Here is a 14,652-nt window from a genome sequence, read left to right on the forward strand (position 1 = left end):
GAGCCTTTCGCTCTTCTCGTCTAGGCTCGCCTTAGGTTCAGGTCGCGCACCGGCACGAAGGCCCGATTGGTTTCTGCTGCACGCCGGTCCTTGTGGCGCAATACGTCGGTTAGGCTCACGCGGCCATCCAGCACTTCATAAAGATCGAGGCCATCAACGCAGATCAGATTGGTCTGGCGGCCGCGCGCAAACGCTTCGAGCCCCTCCGCGGTAAAGCCGGAATTGCTCACAAACAGGCCACGCGACCAGGATGCTTTTCCTCCAACCTTGCCAGAGAATGTCATCAGATCGGCGAAGCCGATCTGCGGTCCGTGCCACTTTGCCTCGACAAGGTACGTTTGCCCATCCAGTCGAAAACTCCCGTCAATTTGCTCGCCAACGAGCCGGAACGAGCCGCGCGGCGCCAACTCGAAGGCGCCGAAGAGTTCACTAAGGAAGCCCTCGAAACGCAGGCCGCGCTCTTGGGGATTTAGACGACCGATTTCGATTAGGAGTGAAGCGAGCACCTTGCTCCGCTCTATGCTGAGGGGGCCCGATTGCGGTTCGCGCCGTACCTCTGATGTGCCGCTCAGACTCTCAAGGAACGCGCGATCAAGCAGTTCGGGAATTTTGAACGAGACGCCCGGGAGCAGGCTATTCAGCCGTTCGACCTCGGCACGGGTCAACGGATTGCCTTTGCCACGGCGATAAGTCATCGCTTGGCGTACAATCGACATCACCAGCTTCGTGAACAGGTGACGGCGTCGCTCCAGAGTAGCGGTGAGAAGTTGAACGATCGCCGGACGCTTGCTGCCGGGAACCCACAAGTCGCCGACGCCGGCCTGCGCGGCTGCCAGTGGAAACGCCGTGCGATTATTTCCGCTTCCCGGCAAGAAGTCATAGAGGAGGTCTGCAAGATCTTCGACGGCCTGCGCCTCAGGAAAGCCCAGCATCGACTTACTCCCGCGAAGATACGACCGTTAACTCTGGCCGACGTTTCGGCGTGGGAGGACGGCCGGATCCGTTGAGACCGGTAAGGGCGAGACCGAAGACGAGCTCATCGACGTCCTCGGCATGCACATTCAGGGCGCAAGCAATATCGTGCTTCCCGATTCCGTCTTCTCGCAACGCTGCGAAGACCTTTTGAAGGATTTGCGAGACCTCCCGCGGCCCGCCGGCAGGCTCGGTCTTGCGATATCCGCGCGACGCGATCTCAATGTAGAGTTTGCGGTAATGCCAATCTGTCAGCAAACCAAGCTTGTGCAGACGATATGTGATGGCGGCGAGCGAAACGCCCCAGATTTTCTTCAGTCGGATAAGATTGTCGATGGTCGGGAAACGAGGCGCGTGTGCACGAACGCTCGCTGCTGGCATTAGGAATGCCGAGGCGAAGGAGTTGGCGTCCTGCTCCGCCTCTTGACCATTCGGCGCGGCATGGCGGTGCAGCACGAGATGTCCAAGCTCATGCGCCGCGTCGAAACGCCCATGCTCAGCGGACTTCAAAGTGTTGAGGAACACGAAAGGACGATCCTGCCGCCACATAGAAAATGCATCGACCTCAACGGCGTCGATGGCGAGCGAGTAGACCCGCACGCCCTTCGCTTCCAAAAGGTGGACCATGTTCTTGATCGGCAGTTCGCCGAGGCCCCAAGCTCGCCGCACAGCTTCTGCGGCGCCCTCGGGACTGCCGTCACGTCCAAGATCGGGAACATCGGCGTGAGGAAGATCGAAACGCCCTTCGATCCATTCGTTGAGTAGCAACGCGATCGCGCCGCTCCCGAGCGCTGTGTCCCGCTGTGAGGCGGTCATCTTCGACATCGATCGGAAGCTGGCGGTATCGAATGCAGGCTCCTCGAGATCGTCGCCGAAAAAGAAGTTCTCGGGAAACCGAAGCACGCGCGCGATTCGGGTCAGCTTGTCCGCTTCCGGAGCGAACTCCCCGGTCTCATACGCGGAGACTGACCGCAGATCGACGCCCAGTGAGACGGCGAGCTTCGTTTTCGTTAAGCCACGGCGGCGTCGCGCCCATGTCAATCGAGACGAGTTAAAAATCTCGATGGTGCTCATGCCTTTCGCTTCACGTCGATATCCAGATCGGGCCCCTCCGGTGCGATAACCTCGACAATATCTCCATCGAGCGGGATTGAGGACAGGATCAACCGCTCCTTCCAGCGACTGATCCTGCCATCGGGCGACATCTCGAGAGGCAAGGACAATTCGCAGCGAATTTCGTCGTGTGCACGGTGGAGGAGTAAGAACCAGGTCAGCGGTCCATCGTCTTCCGATGACGGAAGTTCCGGCACCGGCAAATCGAGTTCCAACTGGATTTGATTGACCGAGATCGCATCAGCTGTGCTGACGCCTTTGGGGGCCTTGTTGCTCGGGCTGGTATCAGGCCGGCCAGTTCCGGAGTCGCCAGTTGCAACACTGATTGCCATCGCGCCGTCGGGGCTGATCACAAGTGCATAGTTGCGCTCATCTGATCGCACCCAGCCCAAGGGCATAGTCGTCTCGCGCAATGCCGCCACCGCCTCCATCCAAGCTGCGATGCCGATTCCGAACGGCGGGTGGTTCGCCGTGAATCCACTCCAGGCTACATGCCAGCGGCGCGCAGCGTGCAGTAGGGGTTCTTCCGTCAGGCCGAGCTCCTGAAGACGCCCAATCACCTGATCGGGCTGCGACAGAACTAGCGGAGAAGGTGTCGTCATCGAATCCTCGAATCGCCCAAGTTCCGCTTTTTCTGCCTCAGATGAGGGAGAAAAACAAGAAGTGCGCGCCGATTTCCATCACTATCACGACGAAGGCCCGCAAATGGGAGGATCAAGTCGTGTCTTGTGCGTCAACGCCTTCAAAACAGTCGGGGATCGAGTGAGAAGGGTTCCTGGTCAACGATTCGGATGTCGGCCGCAGCCGGATGGCCGTGATTTATTAACACATTTACGTCCGGTGAATTGGCGACCGGCACAATGGCCGAAGGTACGCGTAACAACAGGGTGGAGCGTCCTTCATGCCATTTGTCTCCCCTGTCCTGACTCCAGGCCTCGTGACGACGCCAGTCCGGCGGCAAATCCGGGAGTCCAATGTCCTTTGTCGCTACCGAATCTGGCAGCTCATACGTGACCATGACAAGTTCCGGCAGGAGCGCCGGGTCCTCGACATGGACGAGCTTCTCGAGAACGCAGAGCGCAGGAGAGGTCGCGCAGTACGTGACCGCATGGCCGACAGTGTTCCAGCGTCCGTCAAAATGAAGACCATAGCCGCCGTCGAGTGCCTGAGCATACTGTTTGCCCGACAGCCGCCAGAGGAACATCAGGCAGCGGCGCCCCAAGCGATCTTGCCGAGGATGGTCTCGATGACACGCGCGCCCGCTTCGGTTTGCGCCACCACGAGCGGCGTCTCACCGCCGAGTTCGAGGAGCGGTCGACGAAGCCAGCGGTTCGCCTTCTCCTGATCACCGAAGGTCTGCTCGGCCAGAGATTGGACTCGCAAGAGCCGGACAGCGCGATCCGACTCATCCACGGTCAGTGGCTGCTGCTTGTCCGCGCGGTGACGGCGGGTGCGCTGCGGGATCACAAATGTCTCAATTTCCTGCTCGGACATCCCGGCCTGGCTAAGGCCCCGAAGGGCAGAGAGCGGTAGCCTATTGCGCACGGCCAAGGCCAGGTCGGCTTGCGAACGCACGACCCGGCCAAGCACGCTCTGGCCACCGAGCTTTCGTGCGACTTCCTCGACGATAGCGATCGACATGACAGCCTCCTTGCTGCAAATGGCAACTTGCCATAAATATAGACGGCAGATTGCCGTTGATCAAGGACGGCGGGCGGTCAGGAGGTACTTAAAGCATGCTCGGGACGGTCGGCATATTGGCGTATGGATCGCTGATCGGCGATCCTGGTGACGAAATCGAGCCTTTCATCACCTCTCGCATTGCCAGTCAAACGCCATTTCCCGTGGAGTTCGCGCGGCAGAGTCGAACAAGAAAAGGGGCGCCAACGCTGGTCCCTAGCGAACTCGGCTGCCCGGTAAAAGCCGAGATACTCGTGGTCAAGCTCGATGCCAAAGAGGCGGCCGACCGCCTTTACCGACGGGAACTACACGAAGTTGGATCGACCAAAAGCTATGCGCCACCAAAGCAGCCGACGCCCAACAGGATCATCATCGAGAGCCTAACGAATTTCGAAGGCATCGCGACGGTGCTCTATACCCGAATCGGCGCGACCATTCTTGATCCGACAGCGACGAGCCTTGCCGAGATGGCCGTGGCCAGCGCCAGAGGGCTGAGCGATGGGACCGACGGCATCTCTTACCTTGATGATGCCGTCAAGGCCGGCGTCGAAACCCTGCTGACAAAAGACTATGTCGCCGAGATCCTGCGCCTGACTGGAGGGAATGATCTTAGGGATGCCATCGAGCGCATACGAGATGGCCGGTATCAGGTGCAGCCGTGACCGTCAGTGGAGTGCTTGATTTGGGGCGGATCGAGATGACGACGATCGGGCTGGGCGGGCGAATATCCGATGCTGCATAATTACCCGCCGCCAATGCCTCTTCTTAATCGCTGGCTCCGAGGGGCCGCGCAGATGAACGGAAACTATGGACACCTGCTGTTCGAACAGGCGGTCGCAAATGACAACACTGTCGTCGAGGAGTTGCGCCCGTATTTCGAGTCCGCTCATCTCGATGCCCGGGATGTCTTTCATCGTGCCGCCAGAATCGACCTCCATCCAGACGCGGATGGCCCAGGCGCGGATGCACAGTATCCGAACTGCCTCCCAGCGACCGCGAAAAAAGGACTGTTCGGTGAGGTAATGGCCGGTCTGATGACCCAGGCTTATCGGTTCATCGGCGGCCACCAATGGACGATTCCTATCTTCCTGTTCCGGTACCACGCCGAAGTGGAAGCCTACATATTTGATCTGGCTCGCGACCCTGCTCGCGTTCGCGAGGTTTCTGGACGTCATGGGAATGACTTCATTGCGCTTGGAATTGATCCGGTCCGTGGTGAGGTCGTACGATTCATTGCCGGGGAGGCGAAGTGGCGCGCGGCGCTCACGCCGAGTGCCATGAACGACATGATGCTTGGCAGCTGGACTGGCCCGGCAGGGGCGAGAGTGCGAAGCAACGACGGCGTTTGGAATGAAATGAACCGCGGCCTTCCAGCGCCACAGGGCCTTGAGCAAATGCACCGACTGCTTTGCGAAAAGGCGCGCGATGAGTATGCAGAAGCGATCGTGTCTCTCGATCGGGCCCTGCTGATCGGGGCGGCACCTCTTCCTCGAACCGATCTGGTCTTCGTCGCCGGCAATCGGGCAGCGCGGAGAGGCGCGGGCCAAGCCTATCTTCCGGTGGCGGCGCCGCCGCCGGAATATACCGCTGGGCGGCCACTGCAGGTCGTCGAGCTGGTGCTTGAGGGCGGCGTCGAGCTCATCGAGCAAATCTATCGGTCTCTATGGAATAATCGCTGATGGCTCGGCTCGACGAACAGCGTCGCGAACTGGCGACGAATATCCGCCTTGGCCGGGCCGCCGAAAACGAGCTGACGCCGGCACAGGCGCGTCTGTTCGTTCGAAGTCTGCAGAACTCTTGGCACGTGCCACCTATCGGGTGGGCCCAGAGCGAGTCACATGAGCAGTTCGACGATGCTCGTCGGCTGCTACATGCCGCAGGGATCTTCCGGGAGATAGAGGGACAAGGCTCAGTGGATGCGCTCGGATGCTACCGACGTGCCGCCGAGTTACTCGAATGGCTGGCACGATCCTCTGACTCAGTCACCCGCGACGTGCCCGTCGGGTTGCTTGCTGCCGGCGCCTATCAGTTGGCTGGCCTGCCCGCGATGGCGACAAGTCTGCTGCGTCAAGGGGGGTACGGTCGGGGTGTTGCAGAAATCTTCGCTGCGTTTTTGAGTACCGACTTTGACCGTCTGCTCGAGCGTTCTGCCGCATTCTGGAGAGACAACCCCGCGCTTACGGGGCGGGACGGCTCGGGCTCGCTCCTTGCAGCGGAGGACGAGGCGGACATTGAGAGCGACGAACCGGCCGAGGACGGCGTCGAGGTCGCACGCGCGCCAGACGATCGAGACGAGGGCGTACCCGCGCCTCCCGCGAGCAAGATTGGCTGGTATGTCGTGGTCGAATTGGTGCGCGCTGTCGGTCTGATAGGCGACAGTCTCCGCAGAGGCAATAGTTCCCGGATCGAGCAGGCGGTGAACAAACTGTCGGGTCTGAGCACGTTGGCGACACGCCTCGCCAGCGACGAACTATGGATACTGATCAATCTGATCGAGGCGACCGCAAAGCGGTATTCCGACAACAGCCTTCATGGCCGCGTCTCGCGACTGACGGCAAACGTACCGGGACTGCAAGCGCGGATGTGGAGGTTCGCGCGTGAGCAGTATGCACGCGGTCGAGGTGTGTTGTGGACGTCGCAGGTTCAAGGTCTCGAACGCCTCATCACGAGCAACAGCTTTGCACTCTGCACTCCGACCGGTTCAGGCAAGACTCTGGTTGCCAATCTGGCCCTCGTGAAGGAACTCCTTTTGGTTCACACACAACCAGGGGCCGCACCACTTGCGCTGTACCTAGTTCCCTCACGTGCGCTGGCGAGCGAGGTGGAAGCAAAGCTGACGGCAGAGTTGGGTAGCGACCTGATTGTGACAGGGCTCTACGGCGGTGCCGACTGGGGGATCACCGACTACTGGCTCACCGCTGACCGTCCAGTGGTACTGATCGCCACGGTCGAGAAGGCCGAGGCGTTGATGCGCTATGTGGGTCACCTGCTGGTCCAGCGGCTGCGACTGCTCATCCTTGACGAGGCACATCAGGTCGTCAGCGAGAATGACGCTAACGCGCAGGAGGCGCTCGCCGCCCACACCAGCCGAGCGATGCGGTTGGAGGCAATGGTATCGCGGCTATTCTCGGTGAAGCCGGGAATGGCGCGAATAGCCTTGACCGCGGTCGCTGGCGGCGCGGCGGGTCCCGTTGCTCGATGGATAGAGGGGCGTGCAGACGCCATGCCGGTTGGCTTGGGTTATCGCAGCAGCCGGCAGCTGATTGGCGGCCTGCGGGTAAATCCACGACGCGCGCCTGAAGCCGTCCTCGATATCGTGAATGGTCAGCCGCTCTATGTCCGAGGACGAGACGCGCCAGTCTACCTTCCGCTACGCCTCCCAGCCATGCCGCTTCCTGCAGCCGGCATTCGGAACAGCTTGCCGCACTACAACGAGTTGTATGTTTTGTGGACGGCGCTGCACCTGCTTGAGGGAAACCGGCGCGTTTTAATTTCAGTCGCTCAATCGCCGGAGCGCTTGATGAAACGCTATGTCGAGGCGTTTGACCTTCCCGGATGGCAAAATGTTCCGCCCTTCGTCCCGCCGACCGACGCCGAGGGGCAGGCGCGCTTTCAGGAAGCCCGTGCAGCTTGCGTCGATTATTGTGGCCAGCAGTCGTTCGAACTCCGCCTGCTCGATCGCGGCATCGCGACGAGTCATGGTCAGATGCCACAGCGCCTGCGGCGGCTGATGACCGACCTTATCGATCGCAGGATCTGTCCGGTCACGATCGCCACGGCAACGCTGACGGAAGGCGTAAATCTGCCATTCGACATCATATTCCTGACCAGCCTGGAGCGTCGCAGCTACGACGCCCAAGCTCGTCAGCCGATCGTAGTGCCGATGTCGACTGCTGAGTTCCGCAACTTGGCGGGCCGTGCGGGTCGGCCGGGCGCAGCGGAGTCGATCGAGGGCATGACGCTGGTGGCGATCCCGGAAGCTATCTCGACCACCGCGCGCGGCCAGCGCAGAGAGCAATCGCGTCAAATCCGGCGAGCAGAGGCCGACTATAACAATCTGCTCGGCCGACTTCAGGCGGAGCAAGCGGCCGGTCCTGTGCACAGTCCGCTTGTCGTACTCCTGCGCTCCATCTGGCAAAAGGCTGCGGCGCAATCCGGACTTCGAACGGAAGAACAGTTTCTCTCCTGGCTGGAAGCGACACTGCCTGAAGGCGCCGGCGCCAATCTCGGCGTCGCATCGCGCATTCCGGCGGATCAGCTCGGCGACAGTCTTGACGAGCTGGACGGGTTCCTGCTCAGCGCGATCGAAGAACTCGCTCGGGCGGACCAGCAGGTTTTGGATGGGGCGCGAACCGAGGCGCTGTTGCAGGACCTGTGGCAACGAACATTCGCCCGCGTTGCCGCTGCCGAAGAGGCTTGGTTGGAACGAAGCTTCGTGAGGCGGGGACGGGCCTTTGTTGAGCGGCTCTACCCAAACACGGAGCAGCGTCAACGGCTGTACCAGTACGGCTTCACGCCTTACATCGGACGGCGCTTCGAACTTGTGGCACCTCAGCTGATCGCCGAGCTGCAAGGAGCCGTCGAGTATGGCGCGTGGCCAACAGAACAAAAATTCGCACTTTTCATCCGTCTCGGAGAACGCGTCCGGGCGGAGCCCGGGATTGGCTTTCGCGTGCGAGACACCGTCAACGACCAAGCTTCACTTGCGAATTGGCGCGGCATCATGGGCTGGTGGATGCAGCTACCCAGCTCTCAAGCCCCGGAGGCCGAGCGCTTACGCTCCTGGCAACGCTTTGTCGCTGACAACATCGAGTTCAAGTTGGGAGTTGCAGTTGGTGCAGCGGTGGCACGAGCCTGGGGCGAGAATGCGGCCGGTCTAGAAACACCCACTCTCGATACATGGCGGGCGACGACCCGCTTGCCGTGGGTTGGTTTTTGGTTCCGCGAACTTCTGCGCTGGGGCACGCTCGATCCCTTCGTCGCGTTCGCTCTCGCACAAGGGCTAGCGCAGACCCGCGAGGAGGCGGCGGCGAGACGTTTGGCATTCGAGGCATGGCTAGCACAAGAAGGCTACGATCGTGGCGCTGAGACGCTGATCGATCCGCAACGGTTCCTTGAATGGCAAAGGACGCTCGTGAGGCAAGGAGATGCTGCAGAGGCCGTACGGGGAAGCGCAGCCCGGCTCACGGCAACGGACGGTCGGCGCGGGTCCTACGATGTGCGCCCTGTAGTCCGCGACGACGGCATCGAATGGATTGACGCCGCCGGCTATTCAATTGCCCGAACGCAATACTCAGAAGCGCTACTGACGGCTCGCCCCGAGCGGCATGATTTCAGATTAAATGTTTGGCCGGCGCTAGAAGTGACAAGGACCTACTAAAAAATGGATGTGGCAGCGTTGATGCTGTCACTCTGTGCAGCAATGGCAGGAGATCTGTGCCTGCGGGAGACGTTTGATGATCATGTCGTAGACAGTCTCCAGGAGCTCATCTGCATTTCCAGAGGTGAGACGAAGTGGCTGCAATCCAAATCTATCGGCGATCGCTGCGATGTGCTCGCCAGCCGCAATACGAAATGCTTGATTTTCATCTCGCCCCTCGCCGAGGGGAATGCTTGGATCGAGTTCCGTAAGGAGAATGATGTCGTAGTCGCCAGCGTGAGCGGCGGCGATAGTCTGGAGCTCTTCGACTCGCCGAGGAGGAAGCGATCGGCCGGAAATCTGCAACGCAGCATCAAGATAGCCCAGAGCGTCGAAGACCGGCCTATCGATCAAGATAACATCTTCATTGAGAGAGGCTTCAGCTTCCAGCCTCATACCCTCTGCCATGATCCAGAGTGTACTTTCGAACGTGTGTTGGATCAGAATCGGAAAGCCCCGGGCGCGGGCGCGCGCTGCAAGATCTTCGATTTGTCCGGTCTTGTACCCACCATCAGACAGCCGAGACTTAAGCCTCTCCAGGAAAGTGGACTTTCCGGTCGAGTGTGTTCCTGCTAGCCCGATTTTCACGACGATTCGTGTCATAAGAAGCTGCTCTGTCGGCTAAAGAGGACATCGGCGTCGCGAAGGCAATCCTCGCGCGCGCTTTGCTCCAGTGGCATCAATAGGTCAGCAAAGATCAGCGCGGTAAGCATCGCATCAAAGAGGGCGGAATGATGCTTGCGGTTCGTTCGCCGGGCGGCCTCATCGATAAGCCCGAAGAATGAACCGAGCTTTTCCAAGCCATAGGAATCTAGGCCCGGTTTCAAGGACCGAGCCAGCTTGAGCGTATCTATCGCGGCGACCGGTTTCCACTCCGGAATCTGGCGCTGGATGGTCTCCAACTCGACACGGACATTGTGACCGATGATCCTCCCATTTTGAGTCCAGGTCAGAATTTCATCGGCTATGTCTGCAATCTCCGGCGCATCGGCGATGTCATCATCTGTAAGCCCATGGATCCTGGTCACCGCTGGTTGGATCGGCTGCGAAGGCTTCACCAGCCAATGGAATTGCTTTCCGGTCGGCACCAACGCTGAGAGCTCTATCATGGCCAATTCCACGATCTCCGGGGGGGAGGCGCCGTTGCCTTCGACGTCTATGACCCAATATCGGTCCGAACTCATTCCCAACCGACCTCCGCTCTGCCGTGACGATATGGTCGATGAGGTTGTGCGCGATCGTGCACCTGGTAGTTCAACGCGTGTTGGATGAAGTAGCGCTGATACTCGGTGCTGCCGCTCACCTCTACGGCCCGGTCCGTCACTAGAGCGTTGTCGGTTTGTAGGTTGACCATTTCCGCCAGTTTCCGCACCTCATCAATATCTGGGCGGCGATGCGCTTTGCCGCAGAGTGCTCGTTGGTCGTTGGGACAGATATCGCAGATCTCGCTGATCCCGAAATGACCGTTGTAATCCGCCGTTCCGTGGGCATATGCAACGCCACACGAGGTCTTGCGAAATATCGGGACACCTTCAAACGCGCGAAGCACGCGCCGCTCGACCGAGCTGGGAAGGATTTTGCGCCGAGCAACTTCCTGGTAAAGGTCAGGGATGCCGGCAGCCCGGAAATGTTCCCGGATTTCCTCCCTGAAAAACAAACCGGTAAAAACGGTCGCATCGGCATACTGCGCGAGTGTGCGCGCGCGCTGCAGATGGGCACACGTATCGTTCAATCCCGCTATCAACGGCCGCCAATACAGCACGATTTTCGTTCGGCTGGCCGCGCTCCGCAAGACCTCGAGCGATCGTTCCGCAATGCGTGACGAGACCGGTTCGATCCTGTCGTTGTCGATCCCCGACCACGTCACCAGGATCGTCAGCTTGACATTCCTTAGCGTCTCCAGCCAAGCCACGTCCGAGGCATCGATTTCCCATCTGGTGATCACGAGCACCGGGTTTGAAAGACCACGATCGTCGATCTGCTTCAAAGTGGCAAAGAGATGATCTTTGACACCGGGGAGAAATGGGTCTGTCGCCCGGTTGAATATCTGCAGAGGCGTTCGATGCGGCACGAACGCCCAATGACCGACCAGCTGCTCAACCGCCACCTCATCGTCCACGATCAGGTGAGGGCGTTTCATCTCGTAGTTTGCGAAGATGTGCCTGACGCAGTAGCCGCAATCCAAAGGACAGCCTACAATGTGATTAAGGCTCAGCCCGGATTTGCGGTAATCGATAATCTCTCGGAGTGCCGGGGGGAGATTATTGGGCGCAGACCGCACTCTCTTTTGTCGAACCCTTTCAAAAGCAATCACTCGAAGCACTCCCCTTTCCCGCTTCAGTACTGCCCGATACTGATCGTTTTGCAATAGGTGTTCTGTCCGCGATGAAAGATGGCGCCGATGGCTATCATGCGCATCTTGTTATCGGCGCTAACCGTCAGAAAAAATATCGCTCTTATCCGACTGTGCTCCTATGAACCCCAGAGAGGTGTCTCCTGCTAGGAGCTTTTCCTTGGACAGCAGGCCCGCGTCCTCGAGCGCCTCGAAATCCGGCAATTGGCGCAGCGTGTCGAGCCCGAACTGCGATAGGAAATTTTTCGTCGTCACGTAGGTGTACGGCGCGCCCGGCTGCGGGCTGCGCGGTCCCGAGGCGATGAGCTCCTGCGCGCGCAGCACGCCGATCAGATCGCGCGACACCTCCTTGCCGAAGAAGGAAGACAGCTCGCCACGCGTGATCGGCTGGAAATAGGCGATGCACATGAGGACAAGTGACTCCGACTGCGACAGTTCTTTTGTCCCCTGCCCCGCCGGCGTGCCGAAGGCGGCCTGGATGACGTCGCCAAAGACCTTCTTGGTCCGGTGCTGCCAGCCGCCGGCGACCGACACCAGTTCGTAGGGGCGGCCGGCGAGCTCGGCGCGGATGTCGTCGACGACCAGGTCGAGATTGCAGTTTTTTCCCACCACCCGCGCCAGCACCTCGCGCGGCACAGGCTCATTTGCCGCAAAGATCACCGCTTCGACGCGGCCCATCCACTCGCGCCAGCGCAGTTCCGGCGGCAGGTGCTCGAGCTCGATGTCCAGCAGCGCCGGCTGCTCGTTCGGCTTGCGGCGGACCGAGGCTTGGCTCATCGCTACAGCCCAAACAGCCGGAAGGTCGGACGGCCGGAGAGCTCGCGCACGGCCTCGAGCTGCTGCAGGCGCTCGAACAGGCGTCGCGCCGCAAAACGCGACAGGTTCTTTGTGACCAGCGATCCGGGTACGGCATCTTCATTCAGGAGCAAAAAAATCACGTCGCCGGCGCCCTTGGCACGGAGTTTTGGCGCCACCGCCAGGAGTTTTTCGGCGCGGCGCGACAATTCGCTGGCAAGCCGGCAGGCTTCGGCCGCCGCTTGCACCAGCGCAACGCAGACCGCTCGGTCAAAATTCTTGTCCCCGGGTCGGACCCGCTTGCCGCCACCACCCTCGGTGCGGAAGGCCGGGCCAAAAGCCTGCGTCATCAACAGCGGCAGCGGCAGCGGCCAGCGCAGGCCTTGCGCCAGCACCAGGTCGGCGAGCCACCAGCCAAACAGCTCGGCATCGGGGCGCATGGCGACGACGCGGGTGGCGATCGCCGCCGCGGCGAACGGCGCCGGCGGCCGCGACCCGGCTAAATCTTCAATTTGCGTGCACAGGTCGGCGAGCGCCTCGTCGTCCCAGGCGAGACCGAGCATCTCGGTCACTTTTGCCAGCCGATCGGCACCGACGGCCGGCGGCTGCAGCGCCAGCTGGCGCCAGGTCCCCAAAATGGCGCCGGCGGGACCGGGATCGGCGCCGGCCGGGCAAAGCTGCCAGGCATCGCGCAAGGCGGCTTCATCCTCGGCGCGGCCGGCGAGCCGCATGCTGGCGGCGGCAGATTTGAGCGCCAGCCGCTGGCGCCATGCACCGGCCCAGCTGGCTTGCGCGCGGGCGAGGCCGTCTAGCGCGCCCAAGGCGGCGCCGGCCTGGAAGGCGGCGGCGGCGTCGCTCGGCCCACCGCCGCCGGCAAGCGCCCAGGCCGGGACGGCCGGCGGCGCGGCGGAGCTGGCGGGCAAGGGATTGGCAGTAAGGGGATCGAGGCGAATCATGTGTTTTGAGGGTAAAGCGGCCGTGCGCTTTTGGCGATGATTTTCGCGTCAAAACGCACAGCTTGTCGCCAACACAAAACGAATGATAATGTTGCCTTATCGTTCGTTTTGGTCTTTATAGAAGAAATGGCCTCTGTCGCTCTGCCTGGATCGCTGGAAAAGCCCGGAAATGCGCGATTTCAGGCGTCTTTCTCGCCCTAATTCGGTGGATTCTCACCCTAATTGAGTGGACAGATCAGCCAGGATCAGTGGATTTGGAGCGGTTTTCGTGAGACTACGCACCAGATCGGATGGCCTTCGCTCTCCTAACCATATGAATTTCCTTGGGTTTGGTGGCTAACGTCAGTGCGCAGACGAGCGCGTTGTCGCGTAGTCTCGCTATTTCCGACTCGGCATCACGTAGTCTCATCAAATCCGCTACGCCCGCCGGCAAACAAGGCCAAATCGACGTTTCTGGTGCTCCGGCGCGGCTCCTTTGGGGTGTTCGGGCTCGAAACGGACAGTTTTGGGCTCTCTCGGCCGTAGCGGGCCCGTGGGCGCGATTTGGCCCTCTCTGAGTCCTCGGGCACCTCCGAATGCCCGGATGGCGCTCCACGGGCCTGCAAATCGGTCTCTAATACACACCTGCAAAGGTTCCTTTTCTGACACATTGCAACTTTGTAAAAACCGACCCAAAATGTGCCGCAAATGGCCAATCCACGCACCCAAGCTGCACCCCCTCCCCGCTCCCGCCGCCTGATCGGCTATGCCCGGGTTTCCACTGAGGACCAGCTCAACGACGCCCAGGTCGACGAACTCAAGGTCGCTGGCTGTCACCTGGTTCACCAGGAGCATGGCTCCGGCGCCTCGCGCTCCCGGCCTGTGCTGGCGAAGCTGATGCGTGAGATCGCCGCCGGCGACGTTCTCGTCGTCGTCCGCCTCGACCGCCTCGCCCGCTCGGTCGGCCATCTGCTGGAGGTCATAGAACAGCTTGAGGCGCGCGGCGCGCACTTTCGCTCGCTGCGTGATCCGATCGACACCTCGACGCCGCAAGGCGTGTTCTCGCTGCAGGTGCTCGGCGCGGTCGCTCAGCTCGAGCGCGCGCTGATCGCCGAACGCACCAGGGCTGGCATGAAGGCAGCCAAGGCGCGCGGCCGGCTGGCCGGCAATCCCGGACTTCGCGAACGCCGCCCCGAAGCTGTCCGGGCAATATCTGCTGCACGCCAGCGCGCCTATATCGACGATCTCATCAGCTCGGTGTTGATGGCGTTTCAAAAGCGCGGCTAAACGACGACAAGAGTTTGGTGCTTGTGGAGGGAACAAAAAAGGCGGCCTTTGCAGGCCGCCGAGTGTCGAGGGATGTGTGCTTCAGAACGAGGACGGGG

13 protein-coding genes and 1 pseudogene are annotated in these 14,652 nt (G+C 60.8%); 4 read left to right on the forward strand and 10 right to left on the reverse strand.

Annotated features, from left to right (window positions below; genetic code table 11):
• Positions 1-20: 20 nt before the first annotated feature.
• The 5 genes from EN786_RS28520 to EN786_RS28540 all read right to left on the reverse strand — a co-directional run bounded on the left by EN786_RS28520 (position 21) and on the right by EN786_RS28540 (position 3,726).
• Complete coding sequence (locus EN786_RS28520) at positions 21-932, reverse strand: restriction endonuclease (protein ID WP_210214568.1); 912 nt, start codon at positions 930-932, stop codon at positions 21-23.
• 4 nt (positions 933-936) lie between these two features.
• Positions 937-2,046, reverse strand: coding sequence for an XRE family transcriptional regulator (locus tag EN786_RS28525; protein ID WP_128346524.1), 1,110 nt, complete (start codon positions 2,044-2,046; stop codon positions 937-939).
• Complete coding sequence (locus EN786_RS28530) at positions 2,043-2,687, reverse strand: hypothetical protein (RefSeq protein WP_128346525.1); 645 nt, start codon at positions 2,685-2,687, stop codon at positions 2,043-2,045. The genes EN786_RS28525 and EN786_RS28530 overlap by 4 nt, the downstream gene beginning before the upstream one ends.
• 140 nt (positions 2,688-2,827) lie before the next feature.
• Positions 2,828-3,289 (reverse strand): RES family NAD+ phosphorylase, encoded by a 462-nt coding sequence (locus tag EN786_RS28535; protein ID WP_135909130.1) that lies wholly within the window; start codon positions 3,287-3,289, stop codon positions 2,828-2,830.
• Positions 3,289-3,726, reverse strand: coding sequence for an antitoxin Xre/MbcA/ParS toxin-binding domain-containing protein (locus tag EN786_RS28540; protein ID WP_135909132.1), 438 nt, complete (start codon positions 3,724-3,726; stop codon positions 3,289-3,291). Before EN786_RS28540 ends, EN786_RS28535 begins: the two co-directional genes overlap by 1 nt.
• Before the next feature lie 95 nt (positions 3,727-3,821).
• Here EN786_RS28540 and EN786_RS28545 point away from each other — a divergent pair, with 95 nt between their 5' ends.
• The 3 genes from EN786_RS28545 (at position 3,822) to EN786_RS28555 (ending at position 9,145) form a co-directional block, all read left to right on the forward strand.
• Positions 3,822-4,427, forward strand: coding sequence for a hypothetical protein (locus tag EN786_RS28545; protein WP_135909134.1), 606 nt, complete (start codon positions 3,822-3,824; stop codon positions 4,425-4,427).
• 132 nt (positions 4,428-4,559) lie between these two features.
• Positions 4,560-5,444: an aminotransferase gene (locus EN786_RS28550; protein WP_348642251.1), complete on the forward strand. Its 885-nt coding sequence runs from the start codon at positions 4,560-4,562 to the stop codon at positions 5,442-5,444.
• The gene (locus EN786_RS28555; RefSeq protein ID WP_135909139.1) at positions 5,444-9,145 is read left to right on the forward strand and encodes a DEAD/DEAH box helicase; all 3,702 of its coding nucleotides are present in this window, start codon (positions 5,444-5,446) and stop codon (positions 9,143-9,145) included. The genes EN786_RS28550 and EN786_RS28555 overlap by 1 nt, the downstream gene beginning before the upstream one ends.
• Before the next feature lie 27 nt (positions 9,146-9,172).
• Here the strand turns inward: EN786_RS28555 and EN786_RS28560 are convergent, their stop codons facing one another.
• The 5 genes from EN786_RS28560 to EN786_RS28580 all read right to left on the reverse strand — a co-directional run bounded on the left by EN786_RS28560 (position 9,173) and on the right by EN786_RS28580 (position 13,288).
• Complete coding sequence (locus EN786_RS28560) at positions 9,173-9,787, reverse strand: AAA family ATPase (protein ID WP_128347096.1); 615 nt, start codon at positions 9,785-9,787, stop codon at positions 9,173-9,175.
• Positions 9,784-10,368 (reverse strand): 3'-5' exonuclease, encoded by a 585-nt coding sequence (locus tag EN786_RS28565; protein WP_128347097.1) that lies wholly within the window; start codon positions 10,366-10,368, stop codon positions 9,784-9,786. Before EN786_RS28565 ends, EN786_RS28560 begins: the two co-directional genes overlap by 4 nt.
• A complete protein-coding gene (locus EN786_RS28570) occupies positions 10,365-11,324 on the reverse strand; it encodes a radical SAM protein (protein ID WP_246688767.1) in 960 nt (319 codons plus the stop codon). Before EN786_RS28570 ends, EN786_RS28565 begins: the two co-directional genes overlap by 4 nt.
• A 291-nt stretch (positions 11,325-11,615) precedes the next feature.
• Positions 11,616-12,314, reverse strand: coding sequence for an SMC-Scp complex subunit ScpB (locus EN786_RS28575; protein WP_128347093.1), 699 nt, complete (start codon positions 12,312-12,314; stop codon positions 11,616-11,618).
• Positions 12,315-12,316: 2 nt separating this feature from the next.
• Entirely contained in the window at positions 12,317-13,288 is a 972-nt protein-coding gene (locus EN786_RS28580) for a DUF1403 family protein (RefSeq protein WP_135909141.1), read from the reverse strand.
• A gap of 687 nt (positions 13,289-13,975) precedes the next feature.
• On the opposite strand from EN786_RS28580, the pseudogene EN786_RS28585 reads away from it, so the two are divergent.
• Positions 13,976-14,524 (forward strand): annotated as a pseudogene (locus EN786_RS28585) (recombinase family protein); the annotation flags it as partial.
• Between the last annotated feature and the right edge of the window lie 128 nt (positions 14,525-14,652).

Source organism: Mesorhizobium sp. M4B.F.Ca.ET.143.01.1.1 (genome assembly GCF_004792275.1).
GTDB lineage: Bacteria > Pseudomonadota > Alphaproteobacteria > Rhizobiales > Rhizobiaceae > Mesorhizobium > Mesorhizobium abyssinicae.

Bases quoted from the DNA above. Each gene is read 5' to 3' on its own strand.
- EN786_RS28520 (WP_210214568.1), bottom strand. From the start codon at position 932: ATGCTGGGCTTTCCTGAGGCGCAGGCCGTCGAAGATCTTGCAGACCTC.
- EN786_RS28525 (WP_128346524.1), bottom strand. From the start codon at position 2,046: ATGAGCACCATCGAGATTTTTAACTCGTCTCGATTGACATGGGCGCGA.
- EN786_RS28530 (WP_128346525.1), bottom strand. From the start codon at position 2,687: ATGACGACACCTTCTCCGCTAGTTCTGTCGCAGCCCGATCAGGTGATT.
- EN786_RS28535 (WP_135909130.1), bottom strand. From the start codon at position 3,289: ATGTTCCTCTGGCGGCTGTCGGGCAAACAGTATGCTCAGGCACTCGAC.
- EN786_RS28540 (WP_135909132.1), bottom strand. From the start codon at position 3,726: ATGTCGATCGCTATCGTCGAGGAAGTCGCACGAAAGCTCGGTGGCCAG.
- EN786_RS28545 (WP_135909134.1), top strand. From the start codon at position 3,822: ATGCTCGGGACGGTCGGCATATTGGCGTATGGATCGCTGATCGGCGAT.
- EN786_RS28550 (WP_348642251.1), top strand. From the start codon at position 4,560: ATGAACGGAAACTATGGACACCTGCTGTTCGAACAGGCGGTCGCAAAT.
- EN786_RS28555 (WP_135909139.1), top strand. From the start codon at position 5,444: ATGGCTCGGCTCGACGAACAGCGTCGCGAACTGGCGACGAATATCCGC.
- EN786_RS28560 (WP_128347096.1), bottom strand. From the start codon at position 9,787: ATGACACGAATCGTCGTGAAAATCGGGCTAGCAGGAACACACTCGACC.
- EN786_RS28565 (WP_128347097.1), bottom strand. From the start codon at position 10,368: ATGAGTTCGGACCGATATTGGGTCATAGACGTCGAAGGCAACGGCGCC.
- EN786_RS28570 (WP_246688767.1), bottom strand. From the start codon at position 11,324: ATGAAACGCCCTCACCTGATCGTGGACGATGAGGTGGCGGTTGAGCAG.
- EN786_RS28575 (WP_128347093.1), bottom strand. From the start codon at position 12,314: ATGAGCCAAGCCTCGGTCCGCCGCAAGCCGAACGAGCAGCCGGCGCTG.
- EN786_RS28580 (WP_135909141.1), bottom strand. From the start codon at position 13,288: ATGATTCGCCTCGATCCCCTTACTGCCAATCCCTTGCCCGCCAGCTCC.